Source organism: Marinibaculum pumilum (assembly GCF_042646425.1).
GTDB classification, from domain to species: domain Bacteria; phylum Pseudomonadota; class Alphaproteobacteria; order Ferrovibrionales; family Ferrovibrionaceae; genus Marinibaculum; species Marinibaculum pumilum.
Window position 1 is genome coordinate 302,551 of record NZ_JBHRTR010000031.1, and the last position, 21,072, is coordinate 323,622.

Genomic DNA, 21,072 nt, shown 5'->3' on the forward strand with positions numbered 1-21,072 from the left:
CCGGCGACCGAGCCGGCGGCAGCCCCGGAAGCGGCTGCGGCCCGGCCGCTGGTCAGCCTGTCCGGGCTGACCGTGGCCTTCGACAATGGCCGCCGCCATGTGCCTGTGCTGCATGGCGTCGACATGGATGTCCGCCCCGGCGAGGCGGTGGGCATCGTCGGCGAATCCGGCTGCGGCAAGAGCGTCACCTGGCTGGCGGTGCTGCGCCTGCTGGGCCGGCGCGCCTGGATCGGCGGCGAGGTGCTGCTTGACGGCAGGCCGATCCAGGACCTCAGCGACAAGGCGATCGCCCGCATCCGCGGCCGGCGCATCGCCATGATCTTCCAGGACCCGGCCTCCTCCCTGAACCCGGTGCAGCGCATCGGCCGCCAGCTGGCGGAGGCGATCCGCCTGCATCGCGGGCTGGAAGGGGCATCGGTCCAGGCGGAGGCGCGGCGGCTGCTGGACCGGGTGCATATCCCGGACCCGGCACAGCGCCTGAACGCCTATCCGCACGAACTGTCCGGCGGCATGAACCAGCGGGCGATGATCGCCATGGCGCTGGCCGGCGCCCCCGACCTGCTGGTCGCCGACGAGCCGACCACGGCGCTGGACGCCACCATCCAGGCGCAGATCCTGGACTTGCTGCAGGAGATCCGCCGCGACAGCGGCATGGCGCTGGTGCTGATTTCCCACGACCTGGGGGTGATCGCGGATCTCTGCGAGCGGGTGATGGTGATGTATGCCGGCCGGGTGGTGGAGGCGGCCCCTGTGCGGACCCTGTTCGACAGCCCGCGCCATCCCTATACCACCGGCCTGCTGGCCGCGCTGCCGGACCTGGAGGCGCCGCGGCGGCGGCTGGAGGCGATCCCCGGCACCGTGCCGGAGCCCGGTCACCTGCCGCGCGGCTGCAGCTTCGCGCCGCGCTGTTCGCTGGCGGACGAGGGCTGCGCCGTCCTGCATCCGGCCCTGGCGCCGGTGGCGCCGGCACACCGGGTCGCCTGCCTGGCCACCGCCGAGGGCGGCCGGTGAGCGCCACGACCGGCCCGCGGCCGGGCGGGCCCCTGCTGGAGGTGCGGGACCTGGCCTGCCATTTCCCGGTGCGCCTGCCGGGCCGGGCCGATGACGGCCTGGCCGTCCGGCTGCTGGGCCGACCGGGGGTCCTGCGCGCGGTCGACGGGGTCAGCTTCGCGCTGCCGGCCGGCCGCACCCTGGGTATCGTCGGCGAGTCCGGCTGCGGCAAGTCCACCACCGCCCGCACGGTGCTGGGCCTGCAGGCCGCCAGCGCGGGCGAGGTGCGGTTCGAGGGCCAGGCGGTGACCGCCCGGCGCAACGGCGCCTGGCGGGCGCTGCGGCAGCGCATGCAGATGGTCTACCAGGACCCGCTGGGGGCGCTGGACCGGCGCCTGCCGGCCCTGTCGCAGGTGGCGGAACCCCTGACCGTGTTCGGCATCGGCGCCAGCCGGGCGGAGCGCCGGGCGCGGGCGGCGGAGCTGCTGGAGGCGGTGGGGCTGAGCCCGCGGCTGCAGGGCCGCTATCCGCACGAACTGTCCGGCGGCCAGCGGCAGCGGGTGGTGCTGGCCCGTGCCCTGGTGCTGGAGCCCAGCCTGCTGGTCTGCGACGAGCCGACCTCGGCGCTGGACGTCTCGATCCAGGCGCAGGTGATCAACCTGCTGACCGACCTGCAGGCGCGCTTCGGTGTCGCCTTCCTGCTGATCAGCCACGACCTGAAGGTGGTGCGCCAGGTCTCCCACGAGGTGGCGGTGATGTATCTCGGCCGCATCGTGGAGCAGGGCGCGCCCGACGACCTGTTCCAGGCGCCGGCGCATCCCTACACGAAGGCCCTGGTCTCCGCGATCCCTTCGCCCTGGCGGAAGGAAGGCGCGCAGCGGATCGTGCTGGAAGGCGATCCGCCGAACCCGGCGAAAGTGCCGTCCGGCTGCGCCTTCCACCCGCGCTGCCCCTGGGCGAAGCCGGTCTGCAGGACCGAGGCGCCGGTGCTGACCGATGTCGGCGGCGGCCGCCGCGCCGCCTGCCACCTGCTGGCACCTGCCGCGAGCGCGGCGGCTTGAGGGGGGTGCGGATGATGGTTCGGCAATTCGTTGCCGGTTTGCCATGACGATCGCCATGGCCACAGGCCGTCATCCCGGGCTTGACCCGGGATCCATTCCTCTTGCGCGACGGCTTGGCTGGCGGAATGGGCCCTCGGCTCGGAGGCCGAGGGCGACGGTGATTCGAGAGCTCCACCCTCAACCGAACCCCGCCCGGAGACCCATCCGATGCTGCGCTATCTGAGCCTGCGCGGGTTCCGCGCGCTGGTCACCATCTTCCTGGTGCTCAGCTTCGCCTTCATCATCCTGCGGCTGTCCGGCGATCCGGCGCTGCTGATCCTGTCGCCGGAGGCGCCGCCACAGGCGATCGAGGCGTTCCGCAAGGGCTGGGGCCTGGATGCGCCGCTCTACAAGCAGTATCTGGGCTATTTCATCAACCTGGCGGAAGGCAATTTCGGCCAGTCCATGCGCGACGGCAGGCCGGCGCTCGACCTGGTGCTCGAACGCATTCCGGCCACCCTGGCGATCACCATCCCGGCCTTCCTGTTGAAGATCGCGATCGGCGTACCGGCCGGGATCTATGCCGCCCTGAACCGCAACTCGTTCGCCGACCGGGCGGTGATGGGCCTGTCGGTGGCCGGCTACACGATGCCCAGCTTCGTGTTGGGCCTGCTGCTGGTGCTGCTCTTCGCCGTCAATCTGGGCTGGCTGCCCAGCGGCGGGGTGGGGGAGGATGGCCGGCTGCAGATCGAGAACGCGATCCTGCCGGTGCTCACCCTGGCGCTGGGCGGGGCGGCGATCCTGGCCCGTTTCACCCGCTCCGCGATGCTGGAGGTGCTGGGGCAGCCCTATATCCGCACCGCCTCCGCCAAGGGGCTGGTCTGGCGGCAGGTGGTGTCCGGCCATGCTTTGCCCAATGCCGCGATCCCGACCGTCACCGTGGTCGGCTTCATGGTCGGCAGCCTGATCGCCGGCGCGGTGGTGGTGGAGAGCGTCTTCTCCTGGCCCGGGGTGGGGCGGCTGCTGGTTTCCGCCGTCGCCAATCGCGACTTGGCGGTGGTGCAGGCGGTCCTGCTGCTGGTGGCGGCGACGATGATCGCCTCCAACCTGACCGTCGACGCGCTGTATTCCTGGATCGACCCGCGCCTGCGCAGCGGCCGCGGCGTGAAGGCGGGAGGCTGAGATGGCGAGCGTCGACGATGCCGGCGGCCTGGACCGCCTCTCGGGGGCAGCCGAGGCGCCGGGCGAGCGCGGACGGATCGCCCGGTTCCTCGAGGCCTGCCCGCCGCTGGTGCTGTTCGGCCTGGCCTGGATCGCGGCCATGCTGTTCGTGGCGGTCTTTGCCGACTGGCTGGCGCCCTACAAATTCACCGCGATGGACCTGCGCGCCCGGCTGGCGCCGCCGGTCTTCATGGGCGGCAGCTGGGACCATCTGCTGGGCACCGACGAACTGGGCCGGGACGTGCTGTCGCGGCTGTTCGTGTCGATCCGCATCAGCCTGCTGATCGCCTTCGCCTCCACCCTGATCTCCGCCTTCATCGGCGTCGTGCTGGGTTTCCTGGCGGCGCATTTCCGCGGCTGGGTGGAGCAGGTGGTGCTGACCCTGATCGACTTCCAGGCGTCGATGCCGTTCATGATCCTGGCGCTGGCGGTGCTGGCCTTCTTCGGCAATACCCTGGCCCTGTTCGTCTGCCTGATGGGCTTCTACGGCTGGGAGCGGGCGGCGCGCATCGCCCGCGGCCTGACCATCGCGGCGAACCAGCAGGGCTATGCCGGCGCGGTGCGCAATATCGGCGCCTCGCCGTTCCGGGTCTATGTCCTGCACGTGCTGCCGAACATCGCTTCCACCCTGATCGTCAGCGTCACCCTGACCTTTCCGGAGCTGATCCTGCTGGAAAGCGGCCTGTCCTTCCTGGGCCTGGGGGTGCAGCCGCCGATGACCAGCCTGGGCAACATGGTCGGCTATGGCCGCGACTATCTGCAGACGGCGCCCTGGACCCTGCTGGCGCCCAGCGCGGTGATCGTGCTGACCACCTTCTCGATCTCGATGGTCGGAGACTGGCTGCGCGACCGCCTCGACCCGACCCTCCAATAGCCTCACCGACACTCAGGAAAGAACCGCCATGGGCAAGCGCCGCAACGTGCTGCTGATCGTCGTCGACCAGTGGCGCGGGGACACCCTGAAGATGCTCGGCCATCCGCTGATCGACACGCCGAACGTCGATGCGCTGGCCGCCGAAGGCGTCACCTTCGCCCGGCACTATACCCAGGCCGTGCCGTGCGGCCCGGGCCGTGCTTCGCTGCTGACCGGCCTGTACATGATGAACCACCGGGCGGTGCAGAACACGATCCCACTGGACGCCCGGCACACCAACATCGCGCATGAGCTGCGCCATGCCGGCTACGACCCCGCCCTGGTCGGCTATACCACCACCACGCCGGACCCGCGCCGGGTGCCGGCGGAGGATCCGGGCTTCCGGGTGCTGGGTGACGTGATGGACGGCTGGCGCCAGGTCGGCCATTGGGGCCTGAAGATGGAGCATTACTTCGCCTGGGTGGCGGCGCAGGGCTATGCCATGCCCGACAATCCCTGGGACATCTGGCTGCCGGAAGGGCAGGCGGCGGAGCTGCCCGGCGCCACCGGCGCGCCCAGCCGGATCCCCGCGCACCTGTCCGACACGGTCTGGTTCACCGAGCGCGGCCTGGACTATCTGCGCAGCGCGGCGGGGAAGAACTGGATGCTGCATCTGGGCTACTGGCGGCCGCATCCGCCGTTTGCCGCGCCGGCGCCGTACCACGACATGTACGACCCCGCCGCCTGCCCGCCGCCGGTCCGCGCCGCCAGCGCCGCGGCGGAGGCGGAGCAGCACCCACTGCTGCGCTTCTACCTCGACACCGTGGAACGCAGGTCCTTCTTCCACAACGGACGGGGCCTGGGCCGCGACATGGACGAGGCCGAGGTGCGGCAGATGCGCGCCACCTATTACGGCCTGATCTCGGAGATCGACGCCCAGCTGGGCCGGGTGATCGCCTGGCTGAAGGAGAGCGGGCAGTGGGACGACACGCTGGTGATCTTCACCTGCGACCATGGCGAGCAGCTGGGCGACCATCACCTGCTGGGCAAGATGGGCTATTTCGACCAGAGCTTTCACATCCCCATGATCATCCGGGACCCGGACGCCTCGGCCGACGCCACCCGCGGCAGCATCGTGCAGGCCTTCACCGAGACGGTGGACATGATGCCGACGGTGCTGGACTGGCTGGACCGGCCGGTGCCGCGCGCCTGCGACGGCCGCTCCCTGCTGCCCTTCGTGCGGGAGGGCGCGGCACCGCCCGACTGGCGGCGGGAGGTGCATTACGAGTTCGACTTCCGCAACGTCTTCTACTCGAAGCCGGAGGAGGTGCTGGGCCTGTCGATGGACGATTGCGCCCTGGCGGTAGTGCAGGACGAGCGGCACAAATACGTGCATTTCGCCGGGCTGGAGCCGCTGTTCTTCGACCTGGAGGCCGACCCCGGCCAGTTCACCAACCTGGCGAAGGATCCGGCCCATGCGCCGGCGATGCTGGACATGGCGGGCCGCATGCTGGACTGGCGCCTGCGCCATGCCGAGCGCACCCTGACCGGCTATGCCGCCTCGCCCGACGGGCTGCAGTCCCGGAGCTGATCAGGAGCGGCCGCCGCCGTCCGGCGGCCGCTCCCGCCGGGAATAATCGGCGGCGAAGGCATCCAGGTCGGCTTCCTCCACCTGGAAGCCGTGCGCCCGCGCGATCGCCAGCAATGCCGCGCGGTCCCGGCCGCGCTCCGCCACCAGCCGCGCCAGGTCGGCATCGGCCCGGATGCGGTCCACGAACGCGATGCAATCCTCCCGTGCCATCCCTGCTCCCCCGTCTTTCCTCGACCGGTGGATTGCAGCCGGGCAATGGGGCGGGAATGTTGTCTGATGCAGGCTTTCTTGTGTCGGAATGTGGCGGCCGGGCGAAGGTGGCCCGCTGTCAGTCGGGTTCCAGCGCGGCCAGACGGTCCCTGAGGGCGGCGGCCTCGGCCTTCTGGCCGTCGCTCATCACCGCCTCGACGTCCGGCAGCAGACGTCGCGCATCGGCGGCACCGGGGATCGGCGTCTTTTCCGCCGCCAGGGCCAGCCAGGCCCAGGCCGCCACAGGGTCGGGCCCGGCCTGTTCGCCTGTCCAGTACAGCCGGCCCAGGATCGCGCGGGCGTCGGTGTCGCCGGCCAGGGCCGCGCGGGTCAGCCAGTCGACGCCGTCCACATCGCTCTGGGCCACGCCGACCCCGGCGAAATACATGTCGGCAAGCCACTTCATGCCCTCGATGCGGCCGGCCTCCGCCGCCGCCCGGAACCAGCGGGCGGCCTCCTGCGGGTCGGCTGCCACGCCCTGGCCGTTCAGGTAGTAGCGGCCGACCTGCACCTGCGCGCGCGGATCGCCTGCTTCCGCCTTCGGCAGCGCCTCGGCGAAGGCGGCGCGGTAGTTGGCGGTGGGCTTGTCGCCCAGCTGCGCGGCGGCGGGGGCGGGAGCCAGCAGCAGTGCCGCCAGCATCGCGGCAAGGCGGATGTCAGTCCGGGTCGGCCACATGGATGATCTGCTTGCCGAAATTCTCGCCGCGCAGCACGCGGGCCAGTGCGCCGGGCATCGTCTCGAACCCCTCCAGCACATCCTCGCGATAGACCATCCGGCCCTCGATCAGCCAGCCGGCCAGGTCGTTCACCGCCTCGTCCAGCCGGTCGGCATAGTCGGTGAACAGGAAGCCGCTCATCACCGAGCGGGTGATCAGCAGGAGCCGCAGGTTGCGGGGGCCGAGGTCCGGCTCGCCCATGCGGTTGTAGTTGGAGATCGTGCCGCAGATCACGATCCGCGCATGCAGGTTGATCAGCTGCATGCAGGCATCGTGGATCTCGCCGCCGACATTGTCGAAATAGACGTCGATGCCGTCGGGGCAGGCGGCCTTCAGGTCGGCGCCCAGGTCGGTCGTGGTCCTGTAGTTGATGCCGGCGTCGAAGCCGAGCTGCCGGCAATAGGCCAGCTTCTCGTCGGAGCCGGCGATGGCGACCGCCCGGCAGCCCTTGATCTTCGCGATCTGGCCGACGATCTGCCCGACCGCGCCGGCGGCGGCGGAGACCACCACCGTGTCGCCCGCCTGCGGCCTGCCCTGGTCCAGCAGCGCGAAATAGGCGGTGGCGCCGGGCATCCCCAGGATGCCGTTGGCATAGCTCAGCGGCAGCTTCGCGAACGGGCCGGTGCTGCGGTCCAGCCGGCGCAGGCCGTCCCCCTTCAGGGTGGCGGCGGTCTGCCAGCCATGGCCCATCGTCTCCACGACGTCGCCGGGCTGCAGGCCGGGAAAGCGGCTCTCGGTCACCTGCGCGACGGCGCCGCCGACCATCGTCTCTCCCACCTGCACGCCGCGGGCATAGGAGCGTGCCTGCGCGATGCGGCCGCGCATATAGGGGTCGATGCTGAGGTTCAGCACCCGGGTCGCGACCTCGCCATCTGCCGGTGCGCGCTGCGGTTCCTCCACCAGCTCGAAATCCTCCGGCCCCGGCATGCCTTCCGGATGCCGCTTCAGGCGCCACTGGCGGTTGATGGTCATGCTGTCTCCTCCAAGCTGCCCGGGGTTGTGACGGGGCCCATGGCGCGCTTTCTAGCTGCCGTTCAGGCGCCGCGCCAGAAGCTGTCGCTTTCCGCAGGCAGCGCATCGACCATCCACCATTCGACGATCCGGCCGCCGCGGACCCGGCAGAGATGCGCCGCGTGGTTGTGGAGGCGGACGCCGTCGCTGCGCGCCGCCCGCACCTCCACCATTGCCAGTGCCTGGTCCGGCGCCGGTTCCACCGAGTTGGTCACCCGAAGCGCGAGCCGCGCGGCGCCATAGTCGAAGGCCGCGATCCGCTGCAGCAGCGGCTCGCGGCCGGCGATCCGGTCGGTGCCGCCCGCGGCATTGGTCACATGGGCGACGATTTCCGGGTCCATCAGCTCGGCCATCGCCGAACGGTCCACCCGGCCGAAGGCGGCCACCAGGGCGCACAGGATTGCCGCGGGGGCGGTCAACGCACCGTACCCGTCACCCGGACATTGCACACCGGCCGGCGCAGCAGGTACTGCTTGCCGTGCCGAAAGCGGATCTGGCCATCCTCGATCTTCCCCTCGATGATCCACTGCGAAGAAGCGGAATGCGGGACAATCTTCACATCGTGCTGGCGCAGATCAACCCACGTCTGGGCGCCTGCACCGCCAACTGCGCTGCGATCGCCGCGGCGCGTGCCGCTGCGGCGGCGGGTGCGGACCTGCTGGCATGCGCGGAGCTTTCGGTGACCGGCGCACCGCTGGGCGACCTGCCGCTTCATGGCAGCTTCCTGGACGCTGTGGCGAAGGCCGTCGCCGACCTGGCGGCGGAAACGTCGGACGGCGGCCCGGCGATCCTGGTCGGCGCGCCCTGGCGGGACGGCGACCGGGTCCACGACGCGGTCCTGCTGCTGGACGGCGGCAAGGTGGCGGAGATGCGCTTCGCCCAGCACCCGTCGCCGCCGTTCGACGCCGGCGCGCCGGCAGGGCCGATCGCGGTGCGCGGCGTGCCGTTGGGTGTACTGATCGGGGCCGAGCTGGACGATGCCGATGCCGCAGAGACCCTGCGGGAGACCGGCGCGGAAATCCTGTTGGCGCCCTGCGCTTCGCCCTGGCTGGCCGGCATGCCGGACCTGCGCCTTAACCTGGCCGTGGCGCGGGTGACGGAAACCGGCCTGCCGCTCGCATGGCTCAACCTGCTGGGCGGCCAGGAGGAGGCGCTGTTCGACGGCGGCGCCTTCGTGCTGAACGGCGATTGCAGCCTGGCGGTTCAGGCGGAAGCCTTCGCACCGGGCCTGTTTGCGGCCCGCTTCCGCCGCGGCCCCGGCGGCTGGGCCTGCGCGACCGGCAGCCTGGCGCCGCCGCCGGAAGGCGAGGCGGCGCTGTATCGGGTCCTGCTGCTGGCGCTCGCCGACCGCCTCGCGAAAGGCGGCTGCTCCGCCGTCGCCCTTTGCGGCGGCGAGCAGCCGGGCGCGGCGCTGCTGGCGGCGTTGGCCGCCGATCTGTTGGGGCCCGACGGCCTGCGCGACGGCCCGGGGCCCGGAGTGTTGGGCCTCGCCACCTGCGACAAGACCGGCCTGGCGCTGGGCCATGCCGGCACGGACGGGGATTTCGCGCCGCTGCGCGACCTCTGGGCGGGCGAACTGCGCCGGCTCGGCCGCTGGCGCAACCGCCAGTCGTCTGCCGGGACGACGGAGCCCGCAGTGCCAGAGGCTGCGTTGACCGAACCAGGGAGCGATCCCGATCCTGTGCTGGCCGCGCTGCTGGACAATGGCAGAGCCGCATACGGGCAGGATGCGGAGGCCTATGAAACGGCGCTGCTCGCCGCCGAGGGATGCCGCCGGCGGGTGCCGCCCGGGCCGCGGCTGAGCCGCACCGCCTTCGGCCGCGACAGGCGCTATCCCGTTGTCGCAGAGCTTCCGGGGAGACCGGCAGGATGAGTGTCCGTACCCGTTTCGCACCCAGTCCGACCGGCCTGCTGCATGTCGGCAATGCCAAGCTGGCCCTGGTCAACTGGCTGTTCGCCCGGCAGCAGGGCGGCCGCTTCCTGCTGCGCCTGGACGACACCGACACGGAGCGGTCGACGCCGGAATTCGCCGCCGCGATCGAGCGCGACCTGGACTGGCTCGGCCTGCGCTGGGACGAACGCATCCGGCAGTCCGACCGCCATCACCTCTATGCCGCCGCGGTGGCGCGGCTGCAGGCGGATGGCCGCCTCTATCCCTGCTACGAGACGCCGGAGGAACTGGAGCGTCGGCGCCGGCTGCAGCGCGCCCGGGGTGCGCCGCCGGTCTATGACCGTGCCGCCCTGAAGCTGGATGCGGGGCAGCGCGCGGCGCTGGAGGCGGAGGGGCGGGTGCCGCACTGGCGCTTCCGCCTGTCGGACGGCCGGATCGGCTGGACCGACCTGGTGCGCGGCCCGGTGGAGATCGACCTGGGCTCGCTCTCCGACCCTGTGCTGCTGCGCGCTGACGGCCGGCCGCTCTTCACCCTGACCGCGGTAGTCGACGATATCGAGACGGGCATGACCCATGTGGTGCGCGGCGAGGACCATGTCGCCAATACTGCCGCCCATGTCGACATCTTCGCCGCTTTGGGCGCGGTGCCGCCGGACTTCGCGCATCTGGCGCTGCTGGTCGGCGCCGACGGGGCGCCGCTGTCGAAGCGGCTGGGCGGTCTGAGCCTGGCCGGCCTGCGGGAGGAGGGGATCGAGCCCGCGGCGGTGACCGCCCTTCTGGCGCGCCTGGGCAGCGCCGACCCGGTGGAGCCGGTGGCGGACCTGGCGCCGCTGGTCGCGGGCTTCGCCTTCGACCGGCTGGGGCGTGCGCCGGCGCGCTTCGATCCCGCGGAGCTGCGCGCACTGAATGCCCAGATCGTGCACGAGCTGCCCTTCGATGCGGTCGCCGATCGCCTGCCGGCCGGCGCCGATGCGGCATTCTGGGAGGCGGTGCGCGGCAATCTGGAGCGGGTGGCCGATGCCGCCGACTGGTGGGCGGTGATCCACCAGCCGCTGGACCCGGTGATCGAGGATGCGGCCGTCACCGCCGCCGCCGCGGCGCTGCTGCCGCAGGGCGAGCCGGCGGAGGCCGACTGGGGCCCCTGGACGAAGGCGGTCGCCGCGCAGACCGGGGCGAAGGGCAGGACCCTGTTCATGCCGCTGCGGCTGGCGCTGACCGGCCGGCCGCATGGACCGGAACTGAAGAAGGTGCTACCTCTGATCGGCCGCGAACGGGCCCTCGCGCGCTTGCAGGGCCGGCGCGCATGACCCCGAAATCAGGTTCCGGCAGCCAGCCGTAAGGGCCGGCGCGACCGCACATATCAGGCTTCGAAAGCGGCAATGGCTGAGCGTCTCTATCTCTTCGACACCACCCTGCGCGACGGCGCGCAGACTCAGGGCGTGGATTTCTCCGTCGAGGACAAGCGCACCATTGCCGCCGCCCTGGACCGCCTGGGCATCGACTATATCGAGGGCGGCTGGCCCGGCGCGAACCCGACCGACAGCGCCTTCTTCGGCGCACCGCAGGGGCTGAAGCGCGGCCGGATGGTCGCTTTCGGCATGACCAAGCGGCCGGGCCGCAGCGCCGCCAACGACCCCGGCCTGGCGCAGGTGCTGGACAGCCATTCCGACGCCGCCTGCCTGGTCGGCAAGACCTGGGATTTCCATGTCGACGTCGCGCTTGGCATCAGCCGGGAGGAGAACCGCGACCTGATCGGCGAGAGCATCGCCGCCGTGAAGGCCCGCAAGGGCGAGGCGATGTTCGACGCGGAACATTTCTTCGACGGCTACAAGGCCAATCCCGACTATGCGCTGGAATGCCTCGCCGCGGCCTACGAGGCTGGCGCGCGCTGGCTGGTGCTGTGCGACACGAACGGCGGCAGCATGCCGCACGAGGTGGCGGAGATCACCGCCGTTGCCGTGGCGCGCTTCGGCGGCGACCGGATCGGCATCCATGCCCATAACGACACCGAGAACGCGGTCGCCAACAGCCTGGCGGCGGTGAAGGCCGGCGCCCGGCAGGTGCAGGGCACGATCAACGGCCTCGGCGAACGCTGCGGCAATGCCAACATGATCGCGCTGATCCCCAGCCTGATCCTGAAGCCGCCGTTCCGCGATGCGCTGACCACCGGCATCTCCGCCGACCAGCTGGCGCATTTGACTTCGGTTTCCCGCCTGCTGGACGAACTCTTGAACCGGGCGCCGAACCGGCATGCCGCCTATGTCGGGGAGAATGCCTTCGCCCATAAGGGCGGGCTGCATGTCTCGGCGGTGGAGAAGGATCCCCGCACCTACGAGCATGTGCCGCCGGAGACGGTGGGCAATGCGCGCAAGATCCTGGTCTCCGACCAGGCGGGGCGGTCGAACGTGATCGCCCGCTTCCGCGAACTGGACATCCACCTGGACCCCAAGGACCCGCGCATCAACCGCCTGCTGGACGAGGTGAAGGAGCGCGAGGCGACCGGCTATGCCTATGACGGGGCGGAGGCCTCGTTCGAGCTGCTGGCGCGCCGCGCCCTGGGCCAGGTGCCGGACTATTTCCAGGTGGAGCGCTACCGCGCCCTGGTGGAGCGCCGCTACAACGCGCGCGGCCAGCTGACCACCGTCTCGGAGGCGGTGGTGAAGTGCATCGTGGACGGAGAGACGATCCTCTCGGCGGGGGAGGGCAACGGCCCGGTCAATGCGCTGGACAATGCCCTGCGGCAGGATCTGGGCCGCTATTCCGGCTATCTGAAGGGGCTGCGCCTGGTCGACTTCAAGGTGCGCATCCTCAACGGCGGCACAGAGGCGGTGACCCGCGTCCTGGTGGAGAGCGCAGACGAGGCCGGCGCCCGCTGGTTCACCGTCGGCGTCTCCCCCAATATCGTCGAGGCGAGCTTCGACGCGCTGATGGATTCCATCGTCTGGAAGCTCTACCGCGCCGGCGCGCCGCCGGGCCGGGTGGGCCAGACGGCTCGCCTGGCGGGGGCCTGAACCCGGCCGCGGGCCGGTCTGCGCAGGCCATGGCGGGAACCGACCTCAGCAAGGGCGATGTCCGGGCGGACGGTGCCGATACGGCCCCGGCCATCGTGCTGGTCGCGCCGCAGCTGGGCCAGAACATTGGTGCGGCCGCGCGCGCGATGCTGAACTGCGGCCTGTCGGACCTGCGCCTGGTGGCGCCCCGCGACGGCTGGCCGAACCCCTCCGCCCGCTCCGCTGCCGCCGGCGCCGACATCGTCATCGACCGGGTGCGCGTCTTTGCCACAACGGCAGAGGCGGTGGCCGACCTGAACTGCCTGCTGGCCACGACGGCGCGGCCGCGCGACATGGTGAAGGACGTGCTGACCCCGCGTGCGGCGGCAGCCCGCGCCCGTGCCGAGATCGCCGCGGGACAGCGGGTCGGCCTGCTGTTCGGGCCGGAGCGGACCGGCCTGGACAATGACGACATCGTCCTGTCCGACGCCATCGTGACCGTGCCGCTGAACCCCGGCTTCACCAGCCTGAACCTGGGGCAGGCGGTGCTGCTGCTGGGCTACGAATGGTATACCTCCGGCGACGACACCCCGGCGGAGCGCTTCGAGACCGGCGGCGCGGTGCCGGCGACCAAGGAACAGGTGCAAGGGCTGTTCGACCATCTGGAGGCGGAAATGGTCGCCAGCGGCTTCTTCGATCGGATCGAGGAAAAGCGGCCGGCCCTGATGCGCAACGTCAAGAACTTCCTGCAGCGCCGTCCGGTCTTCGAGCAGGACGTGCAGACCTGGCGCGGCATCGTGAAGGCCCTGGCGCATGGCCGCTGGCGCCGCGACCGACGCGCCCATAAGGTGGCGGAGCGCGCGGCGGCGGAGCGTGCGGCACAGCCCTTCCGCGCGGAGGTGGCGGCCCTGGCAAAAGAACCGGAGGGCGGGGGCGAGCGCTGATCCCGCTCGGCTCTCCGGCGATCCCGTCATGTTGACAGCAGCATGCTCCGCCGCGTAAAAGGCGCGCTCCGCACGCGGCAGTCCCGAACTGCCGCGCCGTCCGATATGTGCCGCACGGACGGCGCCCGGCCGATCCGGTCCGGGCGGGCCTTCGAGGCGCGATCCGCTGCAGCCCGGAATCGCCATTCCTGAACGGGCAATCCTGGGCGCGCGGGTCCGAAGCAACAACAATACGGAAAGGATAGCCGTCCCATGACCAAGCGGCTCCAGTCGAAGTACAAGATCAACCGTCGCCTCGGCCAGAACCTCTGGGGCCGGCCGAAGAGCCCGGTGAACCGCCGCGAGCACGGGCCCGGCCAGCATGGCCAGCGCCGCCGCAAGCCGTCGGACTATGGCGTGCAGCTCGCCGCCAAGCAGCAGCTCCGCTTCTACTACGGCAACATCACCGAGCGGCAGTTCAAGAACATCTACCAGGAAGCGGTGCGCCGCCGCGGCGACACCTCCGAGAACCTGATCGGCCTGCTGGAGCGCCGGCTGGACGCGGTGGTCTATCGCCTGAAGTTCGTGCCGACCGTCTTCGCCGCGCGCCAGTTCGTGAACCACGGCCATATCCGGGTGAACGGCAAGCGGGTGAACATCCCCAGCTACCGGGTGCAGGAAGGCGACAAGATCTCGATCAAGGACGCCTCCAAGCAGCTGGTCATCGTGCTCGAGGCGCTGGACAGCCCGGAGCGCGACATCCCGGAATATCTGGAGCTCGACACCTCCAAGATGGAGGGCACCTTCCTGCGCACGCCGCAGCTCTCCGACGTGCCCTATCCGGTGCGCATGGAGCCGAACCTGGTGGTCGAGTACTACAGCCGGTAACCGGTGCCGGGCCGCGCGGCCCGGAGACAGGACCGACGCAGTTCGCGGCGCTCCCGGGCCGGACCCGGGGGCGCCGCTTGCGTTTCGGCCAAGGGAAACATCGCCATGAGCTATCCACCCGCCAAGTTCGCCGGCGCTGACCGCGAGGCGGCACTGCAGATCGCCGCCGCGACCCGCTTCGCCACCCTTGCGGCGGTGCATGACGGCGATCTGCTGACTGTGCACCTGCCGCTGACCCTGGTGGCCCAGGGCGGCGACGGCACCGCCGTGCTGGTCGGCCACCTGCTGCGCAACAACCCGCTGTTCCTGGCGATGCAGGCCGGCCCTGTCGCCGCCCGCGCGATGTTCGTGCCGGCCAACGGCTATGTCAGCCCGTCGGTCTATGCCGAGAAGCCGGTCAGCGGGAAAGTGGTGCCGACCTGGAACTATGTCGCCGCGCATCTGGACGGCACAGCGGACCTGGTGGCGGAGACCGACCTGCGCCGGATCCTGGAGATCCAGGCGGCCGACTATGAGGGCGCGACCGGCGGCGACTGGGCGGTGGCCGATGCGCCGGCGGATTTCGTCGACGGCCTGGCCCGCGCCATCGCCGGCTTCCGCTTCGCCGCCACGGGCTACCTGGCGATCCGCAAGCTCAGCCAGAACCGCGGCGAAGTCGACCGCGCGGCGGTGACCGACTGGCTCGGCCGCACCCGGCCGGACAGCGGCGACATTTCCTGGTGGATGGCCGAGGCCAGGCAGGGCTGATCGCTCCGCCTGCACGACCGGATCCCTGACTCTCCGATGGCCATGGCCTCGAAGCTCCTGGTCTGCGGCCTGCTCACCCTCGCAGCCGTCGCCGGCCTGTCCGGCATCGATCTTGTCCTGCCGGCGGTACCTTTCCTGCCGCAGGCCCTGGGCGGCGGCACGGCCCTGGCGCAGTTCGTGCTGGCCGCCTATGTGGTCGGGGCGGCCTGTGGCCTGCTGCTCTATGGCAGCCTTGGGGTGCATTTCGGCCGCCGGCGATGCCTGGCCTGGGGACTGGTGGCCTACGGCCTGTCGTCCTGGCTGGCCACCCTGGCACCGGACATGTCGGTGCTGGTCGGGATCCGCTTCCTTCAGGGCGTGGCGTCGTCCGCGCCGGCGGTGTTCGCCCCTGGCATCATCCGCGCGATGTTCTCGGAACGTGGCGCGACCAGGGCGATCGGTGCGCTCGCGAGCGTGGAAAGCCTGACCCCGGGGGCGGCACCGCTGCTTGGACTGTGGCTGCTCGAGCTTGGTGGCTGGCGGTCATCGTTCTGGGCGATCGCGGCCCTGGCTCTCGCCCTCGGCCTCGTCCTGCACCTGGGCAGGGACCGGCTCCCGCCTCCGTCCGGTATCGGACGGCAGGGGTCCTATGCCCGGCTGCTCCGCCGGCCCGCATTCCTGCGCTATGCCTGGAGCCAGGCCTTCACCCTTGGCGGGGTCCTGGTGTTCGTGTTCGGCGCACCTGCAGTCATCGTGCATGCGATGGACGGCAGCGTCGCAGACTTCGCCTGGATGCAGGCCGTCGGTGTCGGCTGCTTCATCCTCGCCTCCAACGCCACGGGCTTCGCGGTGGAGCGGTGGGGCGCCGAGGCGGTGATCTGGAGCGGCAGCCTGATCGCCGCCCTGGGCGCCGCCGGCATCCTGCTCTTTGCGCTGTTCGCGGCAGGCGACAGCTTCTGGCTCGTCCTTCTCTTCGCGCCGGTCAACGCGGGCCTGGGCCTGCGCGGACCGCCGGGCTTCCTCCAGGCGATCATCGCCGGAGAGGGCGATGACGACAGGGCTGCGTCGCTGACGGTGCTGGCGATCCTTGCAGTTGCGGCGGTTGCAACCGCGCTGGTGGCGCCGTGGATCGCGGCGGGACTGCCCCTGCTGGCGGGCGCGGCGTTCCTCCTCCACCTGGCCTCCCTTCTGTGCCTGGCCCTGCTGCCCGTGCGCCCCGGGACGGGATAGACCGGGTTTCGCGTTGGACGTCGGCGGCGCGGGCTGCCTATCATTCCGCAGCAATGGCCAAGCGGCGGGAGGACCGGCATGAGCAAGGGCTACTGGATCGGCCATATCGATGTGCACGACCTGGAGAGCTACCGTCCCTACATGGCGGCGGCGCAGGCGGCGATCGAGGCGCATGGCGGGCGCTACCTGGTGCGTGGCGGAAAGAACGAGCTGGTGGAAGGGGCCGCAAGGTCCCGCCACGTGGTGGTGGAGTTCGACAGCTACGAGACCGCCCTGGCGGCCTACAGATCGGACCAGTACCAGGCCGCGAAGTCGATGCGCACGCCCTATTCCGAGGGCGATATCCTGGTAATCGAAGGCTATGGCGGCTGACCCCGCCGCGGCACCGACGCTGCCGCTGCTCGACGAGGTCAAGCTGCAGGCGAAGGTGCTGGTGCCCCTGATCCGTTCGCTGCGCGCGCGGCTGGGAAAGGTGGAGGCCGACCGCCTGGTGGAGAAGGCGCTGCGCGACTGGTCGCGCGACCTGCAGCGCCGCATCGCGGCGGAGAAGCCGGGCGGCGCGCGCGAGAAGTGGGATGCGATCTGGGACGACCTGCGGCCGCGTATCGGCGCCACCATCGACCGCGAGATGCTGGTCGATGACGGGACGGTGCGCGAATACAACGTCACCCGCTGCGGCTATGCGGAGTTCTTCAAGGACCTGGGCGAGCCGGAACTCGGCCGCTTCCTGCTCTGCGACCTGGACTTCGACATGGCGGAGGTCGGCGCCCCCGATGTGGAGTTCCGTCGTACCCAGACGATCATGCAGGGCGCGCCCTATTGCGACTTCCGCTACCGGTTCCGGCGCGCCGGGGAGGGGACGGGCGGCGCCTCCGGCGCCGGCTGAACCGGGCGCAGCAGCTGCGCCATGCCGCGCTCGATATAGGCCTCGCCCCCGGGCTGCGGTTCCAGCCGCCAGGCATGCAGCGGCCAGGCATGGACATAGACGACGAGCTGGTAGGTCAGCAGTTCCGGATCGGCGACCTGCAGGACGCCGGCCCGGCGGCATTCTTCCACGCTTTCCGCGATCAGACCGGTCGTCTCCCGCTCCCGTGCCATGATCTCCGTCATCCGGGCGCGTGGCAGCACCCGGGACTCGCGATAGCCGATCAGGGCGGCCGCGCGATGCTCGTCGACAACCCTGAAATAGGCGCGCACGGCGGCATGCAGGCGTTCCAGTGGCTCTGTCTGGGTGGCGCGCGCGGCCGGGATCTCCCGCAGGTAGGAATCGAGGATTTCGCTGATGACGGCGTGCAGCAGATCCTCCTTGTCCCGGAAATACTGGTAGATCAGGCCGACGCTGATACCTGCCGCGCGACTGATCTGCTGCATCGTCGCGTCGTGGAAGCCGCGCCGTCCGAAGATCTCGATGGCCGCCGCAAGGATCTGTTTCCGCCGCTCCTCGATCGCCTCGGGCTGTGGCGGCCGGCCGCGTCGGCGCGCTGCAGGCCGGGCCGCGCGGCCCCCTTCCTTTTTGCCGTCCTTGCCGTCGGGCGCCTGGTCGGCTTTTCCGTCGGTCACAGGGTCCCGTCCGGTGCGTCTCCGCCGTCTTGCCGCCGCGCTGCCGCCGGCGCCATGCCGTCGGCGAAGGCGAGGTCGGAGGCGGCCTGCGAGAGCGGCATCGCCTCCAGCATGGTGATGTTCACCCGCCGCGGCAGGGTCAGGCAGAACGCCACGATCTCCGCCACATCCTCCGCCTCCATCAGGTTGGGCCGGGCATAGTAGTCGGCGGCCGCTTCGGCGGAGCCGGTCCGCACCGCCGCGAATTCCGTGCGCACCGTGCCGGGCTCGATGCAGGTCGCGCGCACATTGTGGCCCAGCAGGTCGGCGCGCAGGTTCTGCGTGAACTGGTGCACGAAGGCCTTGGTCGCGCCATAGACATTGCCGGACCGGTAGGGCCAGCGGCCGGCCACCGAACCGATATTCACGATGTCGCCGAAGTCCCGCGCGGTCATCGCCGGCAGCAGCAGCCGGGTCAGGTTCAGCATTCCGCCGATATTCGTGTCCACCATGCGCCGCCAGTCCTCCGGGTCGGCTTCCTGCGACAGGGCGCCACCGAGCGCCACCCCGGCATTGTTCACCAGGATGTCGGGAGACGCGATGGCGGGCGGTAGCGCGGCCAGCGCGGTCGACAGCTGCGCCTCATCGGTGATGTCGGCGGCAAGGGCATGACACCGTGCCGGACCCAGGCTGGCGCAGAGCTGGTCCAGCCGTTCCCTGCGGCGTCCGAGGGCGACGATCCGCGCGCCGCGGGCCGCCAGGGCCCGCGACACGGCTGCGCCGATTCCCGAGGTCGCGCCGCTGACCAGTGCCACCCGTCCGTCCAGCGGCTGCGGGCCGGTTTCCCTGTCTGTCATCCGCTTCGGGCCTCCCTCGTTTCGCTGCACCGCTTGACGGGCATATTAAACTGAACATAAATTCAGTTAAAACAGACGCAAGCAAAATCAGGCGTCCAGGAGGATCCGCCCCAGTGAGCCCCCAGTGAACAGCCACGCGAAGCAACCGCCCGAAGAGGGTGGCACCCCGCTGCCGGGCGGCCTGCCGGTGCTGGATCGTCCGGCCTTTCCCGCGGCGACGATCGCCCGTCATCGCCGCTCCGGACATTGGCCCGGCCAGACCCTGTATCAGCTTCTCGCCGCGCGGGCGGTGGAGATGCCGGACCGCACCCTGCTCGTCGACCGGGCGGGGCGGCTGAGCTATGCCCAGACACTGACGGCCACGCAGCGCCTTGCCTCCGGCCTGGCGGCGGCGGGTATCGGTGCGGGCGACATCGTCGCGGTGCAGCTTCCCAACTGGCGGGAGTTCCCGCTGCTGGAATATGCGCTTTCGCTGCTGGGCGCCGTCTGCGTGCCGCTGCCCCAGATCTACCGGGAGCGGGAACTGCGGCTGATGCTCGGCCTGGTGCAGCCGCGGGCGATGGTGATCCCGGACATCTTCCGCGGCCATGACCACCGCGCCATGCTGGCCGGGCTGCGGCCGGGCCTTCCCGGCCTGCAGTCGGTCTTCGTGGTCGGCGATCCCGGCGATGCGGGCCGTCCCTTTGGCGACCTGCTGCAGGCGGGGCAGCCGATGCCGCCGGTGGCGACCGACCCCGACACGGTCACCGAGATCGTCTTCACCTCCGGCACCACCGGCGAGCCGAAGGGGGTGATGCACACGGCGAACACAAACTTCTGCCCGCCGCTGGCGCTGGCCGCAGACCATGGGCTGGGCGCCGACGATGTCGTCCTGATGGCGTCGACCTTCGGACACCAGACCGGGTTCGTCTATGGCGGACAGCTGCCGCTGCTGATCGGCGGTGCCGTGGTGCTGATGGAACGCTGGGATGCGGATGCGGCCCTGCGCCTGATCGACCGCGAGAAGGTCACCTTCTGCATGGGGGCCACGCCCTTCCTGCAGGATCTGGTCGATGCGGTCGGTCCGGCCGGCGGCGCGGCCAGCCTGCGCGCCTTCCTCTGTTCCGGTGCGCCGATCCCGCGGGTGCTCCTGGACCGTGCCCGCGACCGGCTGGGCTGCACGGTCAGCACCGGCTGGGGCATGACCGAGGTCGGCCTGGTCACATTGACCGGCCTGGCCGAGGCGCCGGAACGGGCCGCGGAATCCGACGGCGCCCCGCTGCCCGGCAACGAGGTGCGCATCCTCGACGATGCCGGCGGCGAGGTCCCGCCCGGGGAGGAGGGCGACCTGGTGTGCCGCTGCCCGTCGATGTTTGCCGGCTATTACCTGCGGCCGGAGGTTACCGCGGCGGGCTTCACTGCGGACGGCTGGTTCCGCACCGGCGATCGCGCGCGGCAGTCGGCCGATGGCCATATCAGGATCACCGGCCGCAGCAAGGACATCATCATCCGCGGTGGCGAAAACATCCCCGTGGTGGAGGTGGAGGAGGTGCTGCACCGGCATCCGGCGATCCTGCGCGCCGCCGTCGTGGCGGTGCCGGATCCGCGCTTCCAGGAAAAGGCCTGTGCGGCGGTCCAGCTGCATCCGGGCGGCGCTTTCGACTTCGCGGAGATGCGCCGCCATCTGGAGGGCCAGCGGCTGGCCCGGCAGTACCACCCGGAATATCTGCTGGTCCTGGACGATTTCCCGCTGACGCCGAGCGGCAAGGTGCAGAAGTTCCTGCTGCGCGACCGGGTGGTCGAACGGCTGCGCGACCTTGGCGAATTGCCCGCCGCTACCGAAGACACCCGACCGGCGGCACAGGCCGGGCGACATGCTTGATCGTGTCGTGAGAGCCCTGGTGGAGCCCGCCAGCATCGTGGGCGGCATCGCCCTGATGCTGCTGGCACTGGTGGTGACGGCCGACGTGGTCGCCCGCGCGGCGGGATTTGCCCTTGTCGGCGCGGCGGAGGCGGGCGGCGTGCTGCTGGCCCTGCTGGTCTTCCTGGTGATCGCCTACACACAGCGGCAACGCGGCCATGTCGCGATCGAGGCGCTGGTCGTGATGCTGCCGTCCGTCGTCCGCCGCTGGGCCGACGTGATCTCGCTGGCGCTCTGCCTGGGCTTCACCGTCCTGCTGGCGGTGACCACCATCGGCGCCGCCTGGCACAGCTACCAGAGCATGGAGTTCCAGGTCGGCACCCTGCCGTTTCCGATCTGGCCGGTGCGGGCCGTGATCGCACTGGGCTTCGTGCTGTTCGGGCTGCAGCTGCTGGTGCACCTGCTGGCGGCCCTCGGGGCCGCGATCCGCCCCGCCGGACGCGGGGAGGCGGCCTGA

General features: G+C 70.9%; 23 protein-coding genes. 16 read left to right on the plus strand and 7 right to left on the minus strand.

Annotation, left to right across the window (positions count from 1 at the left end):
- The 5 genes from ACFOGJ_RS18835 to pehA form a co-directional block, all read left to right on the plus strand.
- Positions 1-1,011, plus strand: a 1,011-nt coding sequence (locus ACFOGJ_RS18835; RefSeq protein WP_449288594.1) for an ABC transporter ATP-binding protein, incomplete at its 5' end; no start/stop codon positions are given.
- Positions 1,008-2,051 carry an ABC transporter ATP-binding protein gene (locus tag ACFOGJ_RS18840; protein ID WP_379903385.1) on the plus strand — a complete coding sequence of 348 codons (1,044 nt, stop codon included), beginning with the start codon at positions 1,008-1,010 and terminating at the stop codon, positions 2,049-2,051. The genes ACFOGJ_RS18835 and ACFOGJ_RS18840, both read left to right, overlap by 4 nt.
- 207 nt (positions 2,052-2,258) lie before the next feature.
- Positions 2,259-3,212, plus strand: a complete 954-nt coding sequence (locus ACFOGJ_RS18845) for an ABC transporter permease (RefSeq protein WP_379903387.1) — start codon at positions 2,259-2,261, stop codon at positions 3,210-3,212.
- A 1-nt stretch (position 3,213) separates the two neighbouring features.
- On the plus strand, positions 3,214-4,125 hold the full coding sequence (locus tag ACFOGJ_RS18850) for an ABC transporter permease (RefSeq protein ID WP_379903389.1): 912 nt from the start codon (positions 3,214-3,216) through the stop codon (positions 4,123-4,125).
- A gap of 28 nt (positions 4,126-4,153) precedes the next feature.
- Positions 4,154-5,695, plus strand: coding sequence for a phosphoric/sulfuric ester hydrolase PehA (pehA, locus tag ACFOGJ_RS18855; RefSeq protein WP_379903391.1), 1,542 nt, complete (start codon positions 4,154-4,156; stop codon positions 5,693-5,695).
- Here the strand turns inward: pehA and ACFOGJ_RS18860 are convergent, their stop codons facing one another.
- The 5 genes from ACFOGJ_RS18860 to ACFOGJ_RS18880 form a co-directional block, all read right to left on the minus strand.
- Positions 5,696-5,905 (minus strand): Nif11-like leader peptide family RiPP precursor, encoded by a 210-nt coding sequence (locus tag ACFOGJ_RS18860; protein WP_379903393.1) that lies wholly within the window; start codon positions 5,903-5,905, stop codon positions 5,696-5,698.
- Between the two features lie 118 nt (positions 5,906-6,023).
- Positions 6,024-6,620, minus strand: a complete 597-nt coding sequence (locus ACFOGJ_RS18865; RefSeq protein WP_379903395.1) for a tetratricopeptide repeat protein — start codon at positions 6,618-6,620, stop codon at positions 6,024-6,026.
- A complete protein-coding gene (locus ACFOGJ_RS18870) occupies positions 6,601-7,632 on the minus strand; it encodes an NADP-dependent oxidoreductase (protein WP_379903397.1) in 1,032 nt (343 codons plus the stop codon). The genes ACFOGJ_RS18865 and ACFOGJ_RS18870 overlap by 20 nt, the downstream gene beginning before the upstream one ends.
- Before the next feature lie 62 nt (positions 7,633-7,694).
- Positions 7,695-8,090, minus strand: a complete 396-nt coding sequence (locus ACFOGJ_RS18875; RefSeq protein ID WP_379903399.1) for a nuclear transport factor 2 family protein — start codon at positions 8,088-8,090, stop codon at positions 7,695-7,697.
- The gene (locus ACFOGJ_RS18880) at positions 8,087-8,386 is read right to left on the minus strand and encodes a hypothetical protein (RefSeq protein WP_379903693.1); all 300 of its coding nucleotides are present in this window, start codon (positions 8,384-8,386) and stop codon (positions 8,087-8,089) included. Before ACFOGJ_RS18880 ends, ACFOGJ_RS18875 begins: the two co-directional genes overlap by 4 nt.
- Between ACFOGJ_RS18880 and ACFOGJ_RS18885 the strand changes: the two genes are divergently transcribed.
- The 9 genes from ACFOGJ_RS18885 to ACFOGJ_RS18925 all read left to right on the plus strand — a co-directional run bounded on the left by ACFOGJ_RS18885 (position 8,330) and on the right by ACFOGJ_RS18925 (position 17,205).
- The gene (locus ACFOGJ_RS18885) at positions 8,330-9,544 is read left to right on the plus strand and encodes a hypothetical protein (protein ID WP_379903690.1); all 1,215 of its coding nucleotides are present in this window, start codon (positions 8,330-8,332) and stop codon (positions 9,542-9,544) included. The genes ACFOGJ_RS18880 and ACFOGJ_RS18885 overlap by 57 nt on opposite strands.
- A complete protein-coding gene (gltX, locus tag ACFOGJ_RS18890; protein ID WP_379903401.1) occupies positions 9,541-10,869 on the plus strand; it encodes a glutamate--tRNA ligase in 1,329 nt (442 codons plus the stop codon). Before ACFOGJ_RS18885 ends, gltX begins: the two co-directional genes overlap by 4 nt.
- Positions 10,870-10,941: 72 nt before the next feature.
- On the plus strand, positions 10,942-12,573 hold the full coding sequence (gene cimA, locus ACFOGJ_RS18895; protein WP_379903403.1) for a citramalate synthase: 1,632 nt from the start codon (positions 10,942-10,944) through the stop codon (positions 12,571-12,573).
- Between the two features lie 29 nt (positions 12,574-12,602).
- A complete protein-coding gene (locus ACFOGJ_RS18900; protein WP_379903405.1) occupies positions 12,603-13,496 on the plus strand; it encodes an RNA methyltransferase in 894 nt (297 codons plus the stop codon).
- A 252-nt stretch (positions 13,497-13,748) separates the two neighbouring features.
- Positions 13,749-14,363 carry a 30S ribosomal protein S4 gene (rpsD, locus tag ACFOGJ_RS18905; protein WP_379903407.1) on the plus strand — a complete coding sequence of 205 codons (615 nt, stop codon included), beginning with the start codon at positions 13,749-13,751 and terminating at the stop codon, positions 14,361-14,363.
- A 105-nt stretch (positions 14,364-14,468) separates the two neighbouring features.
- Positions 14,469-15,110: an FMN-binding negative transcriptional regulator gene (locus ACFOGJ_RS18910; protein WP_379903409.1), complete on the plus strand. Its 642-nt coding sequence runs from the start codon at positions 14,469-14,471 to the stop codon at positions 15,108-15,110.
- 36 nt (positions 15,111-15,146) lie between these two features.
- On the plus strand, positions 15,147-16,319 hold the full coding sequence (locus ACFOGJ_RS18915; protein ID WP_379903411.1) for an MFS transporter: 1,173 nt from the start codon (positions 15,147-15,149) through the stop codon (positions 16,317-16,319).
- A 78-nt stretch (positions 16,320-16,397) separates the two neighbouring features.
- Positions 16,398-16,691, plus strand: a complete 294-nt coding sequence (locus ACFOGJ_RS18920) for a DUF1330 domain-containing protein (protein ID WP_379903413.1) — start codon at positions 16,398-16,400, stop codon at positions 16,689-16,691.
- A complete protein-coding gene (locus tag ACFOGJ_RS18925) occupies positions 16,681-17,205 on the plus strand; it encodes an L-2-amino-thiazoline-4-carboxylic acid hydrolase (protein WP_379903415.1) in 525 nt (174 codons plus the stop codon). Before ACFOGJ_RS18920 ends, ACFOGJ_RS18925 begins: the two co-directional genes overlap by 11 nt.
- Here ACFOGJ_RS18925 and ACFOGJ_RS18930 read toward each other — a convergent pair.
- Together ACFOGJ_RS18930 and ACFOGJ_RS18935 are read right to left on the minus strand one after the other, a co-directional pair.
- Positions 17,151-17,879, minus strand: a complete 729-nt coding sequence (locus ACFOGJ_RS18930; RefSeq protein ID WP_379903417.1) for a TetR/AcrR family transcriptional regulator — start codon at positions 17,877-17,879, stop codon at positions 17,151-17,153. The genes ACFOGJ_RS18925 and ACFOGJ_RS18930 overlap by 55 nt on opposite strands.
- Entirely contained in the window at positions 17,876-18,715 is an 840-nt protein-coding gene (locus ACFOGJ_RS18935; RefSeq protein WP_379903419.1) for an SDR family NAD(P)-dependent oxidoreductase, read from the minus strand. Before ACFOGJ_RS18935 ends, ACFOGJ_RS18930 begins: the two co-directional genes overlap by 4 nt.
- Positions 18,716-18,839: 124 nt before the next feature.
- Between ACFOGJ_RS18935 and ACFOGJ_RS18940 the strand changes: the two genes are divergently transcribed.
- Positions 18,840-20,576 (plus strand): AMP-binding protein, encoded by a 1,737-nt coding sequence (locus ACFOGJ_RS18940; protein WP_379903420.1) that lies wholly within the window; start codon positions 18,840-18,842, stop codon positions 20,574-20,576.
- Positions 20,569-21,072: a TRAP transporter small permease subunit gene (locus ACFOGJ_RS18945; protein ID WP_379903422.1), complete on the plus strand. Its 504-nt coding sequence runs from the start codon at positions 20,569-20,571 to the stop codon at positions 21,070-21,072. Before ACFOGJ_RS18940 ends, ACFOGJ_RS18945 begins: the two co-directional genes overlap by 8 nt.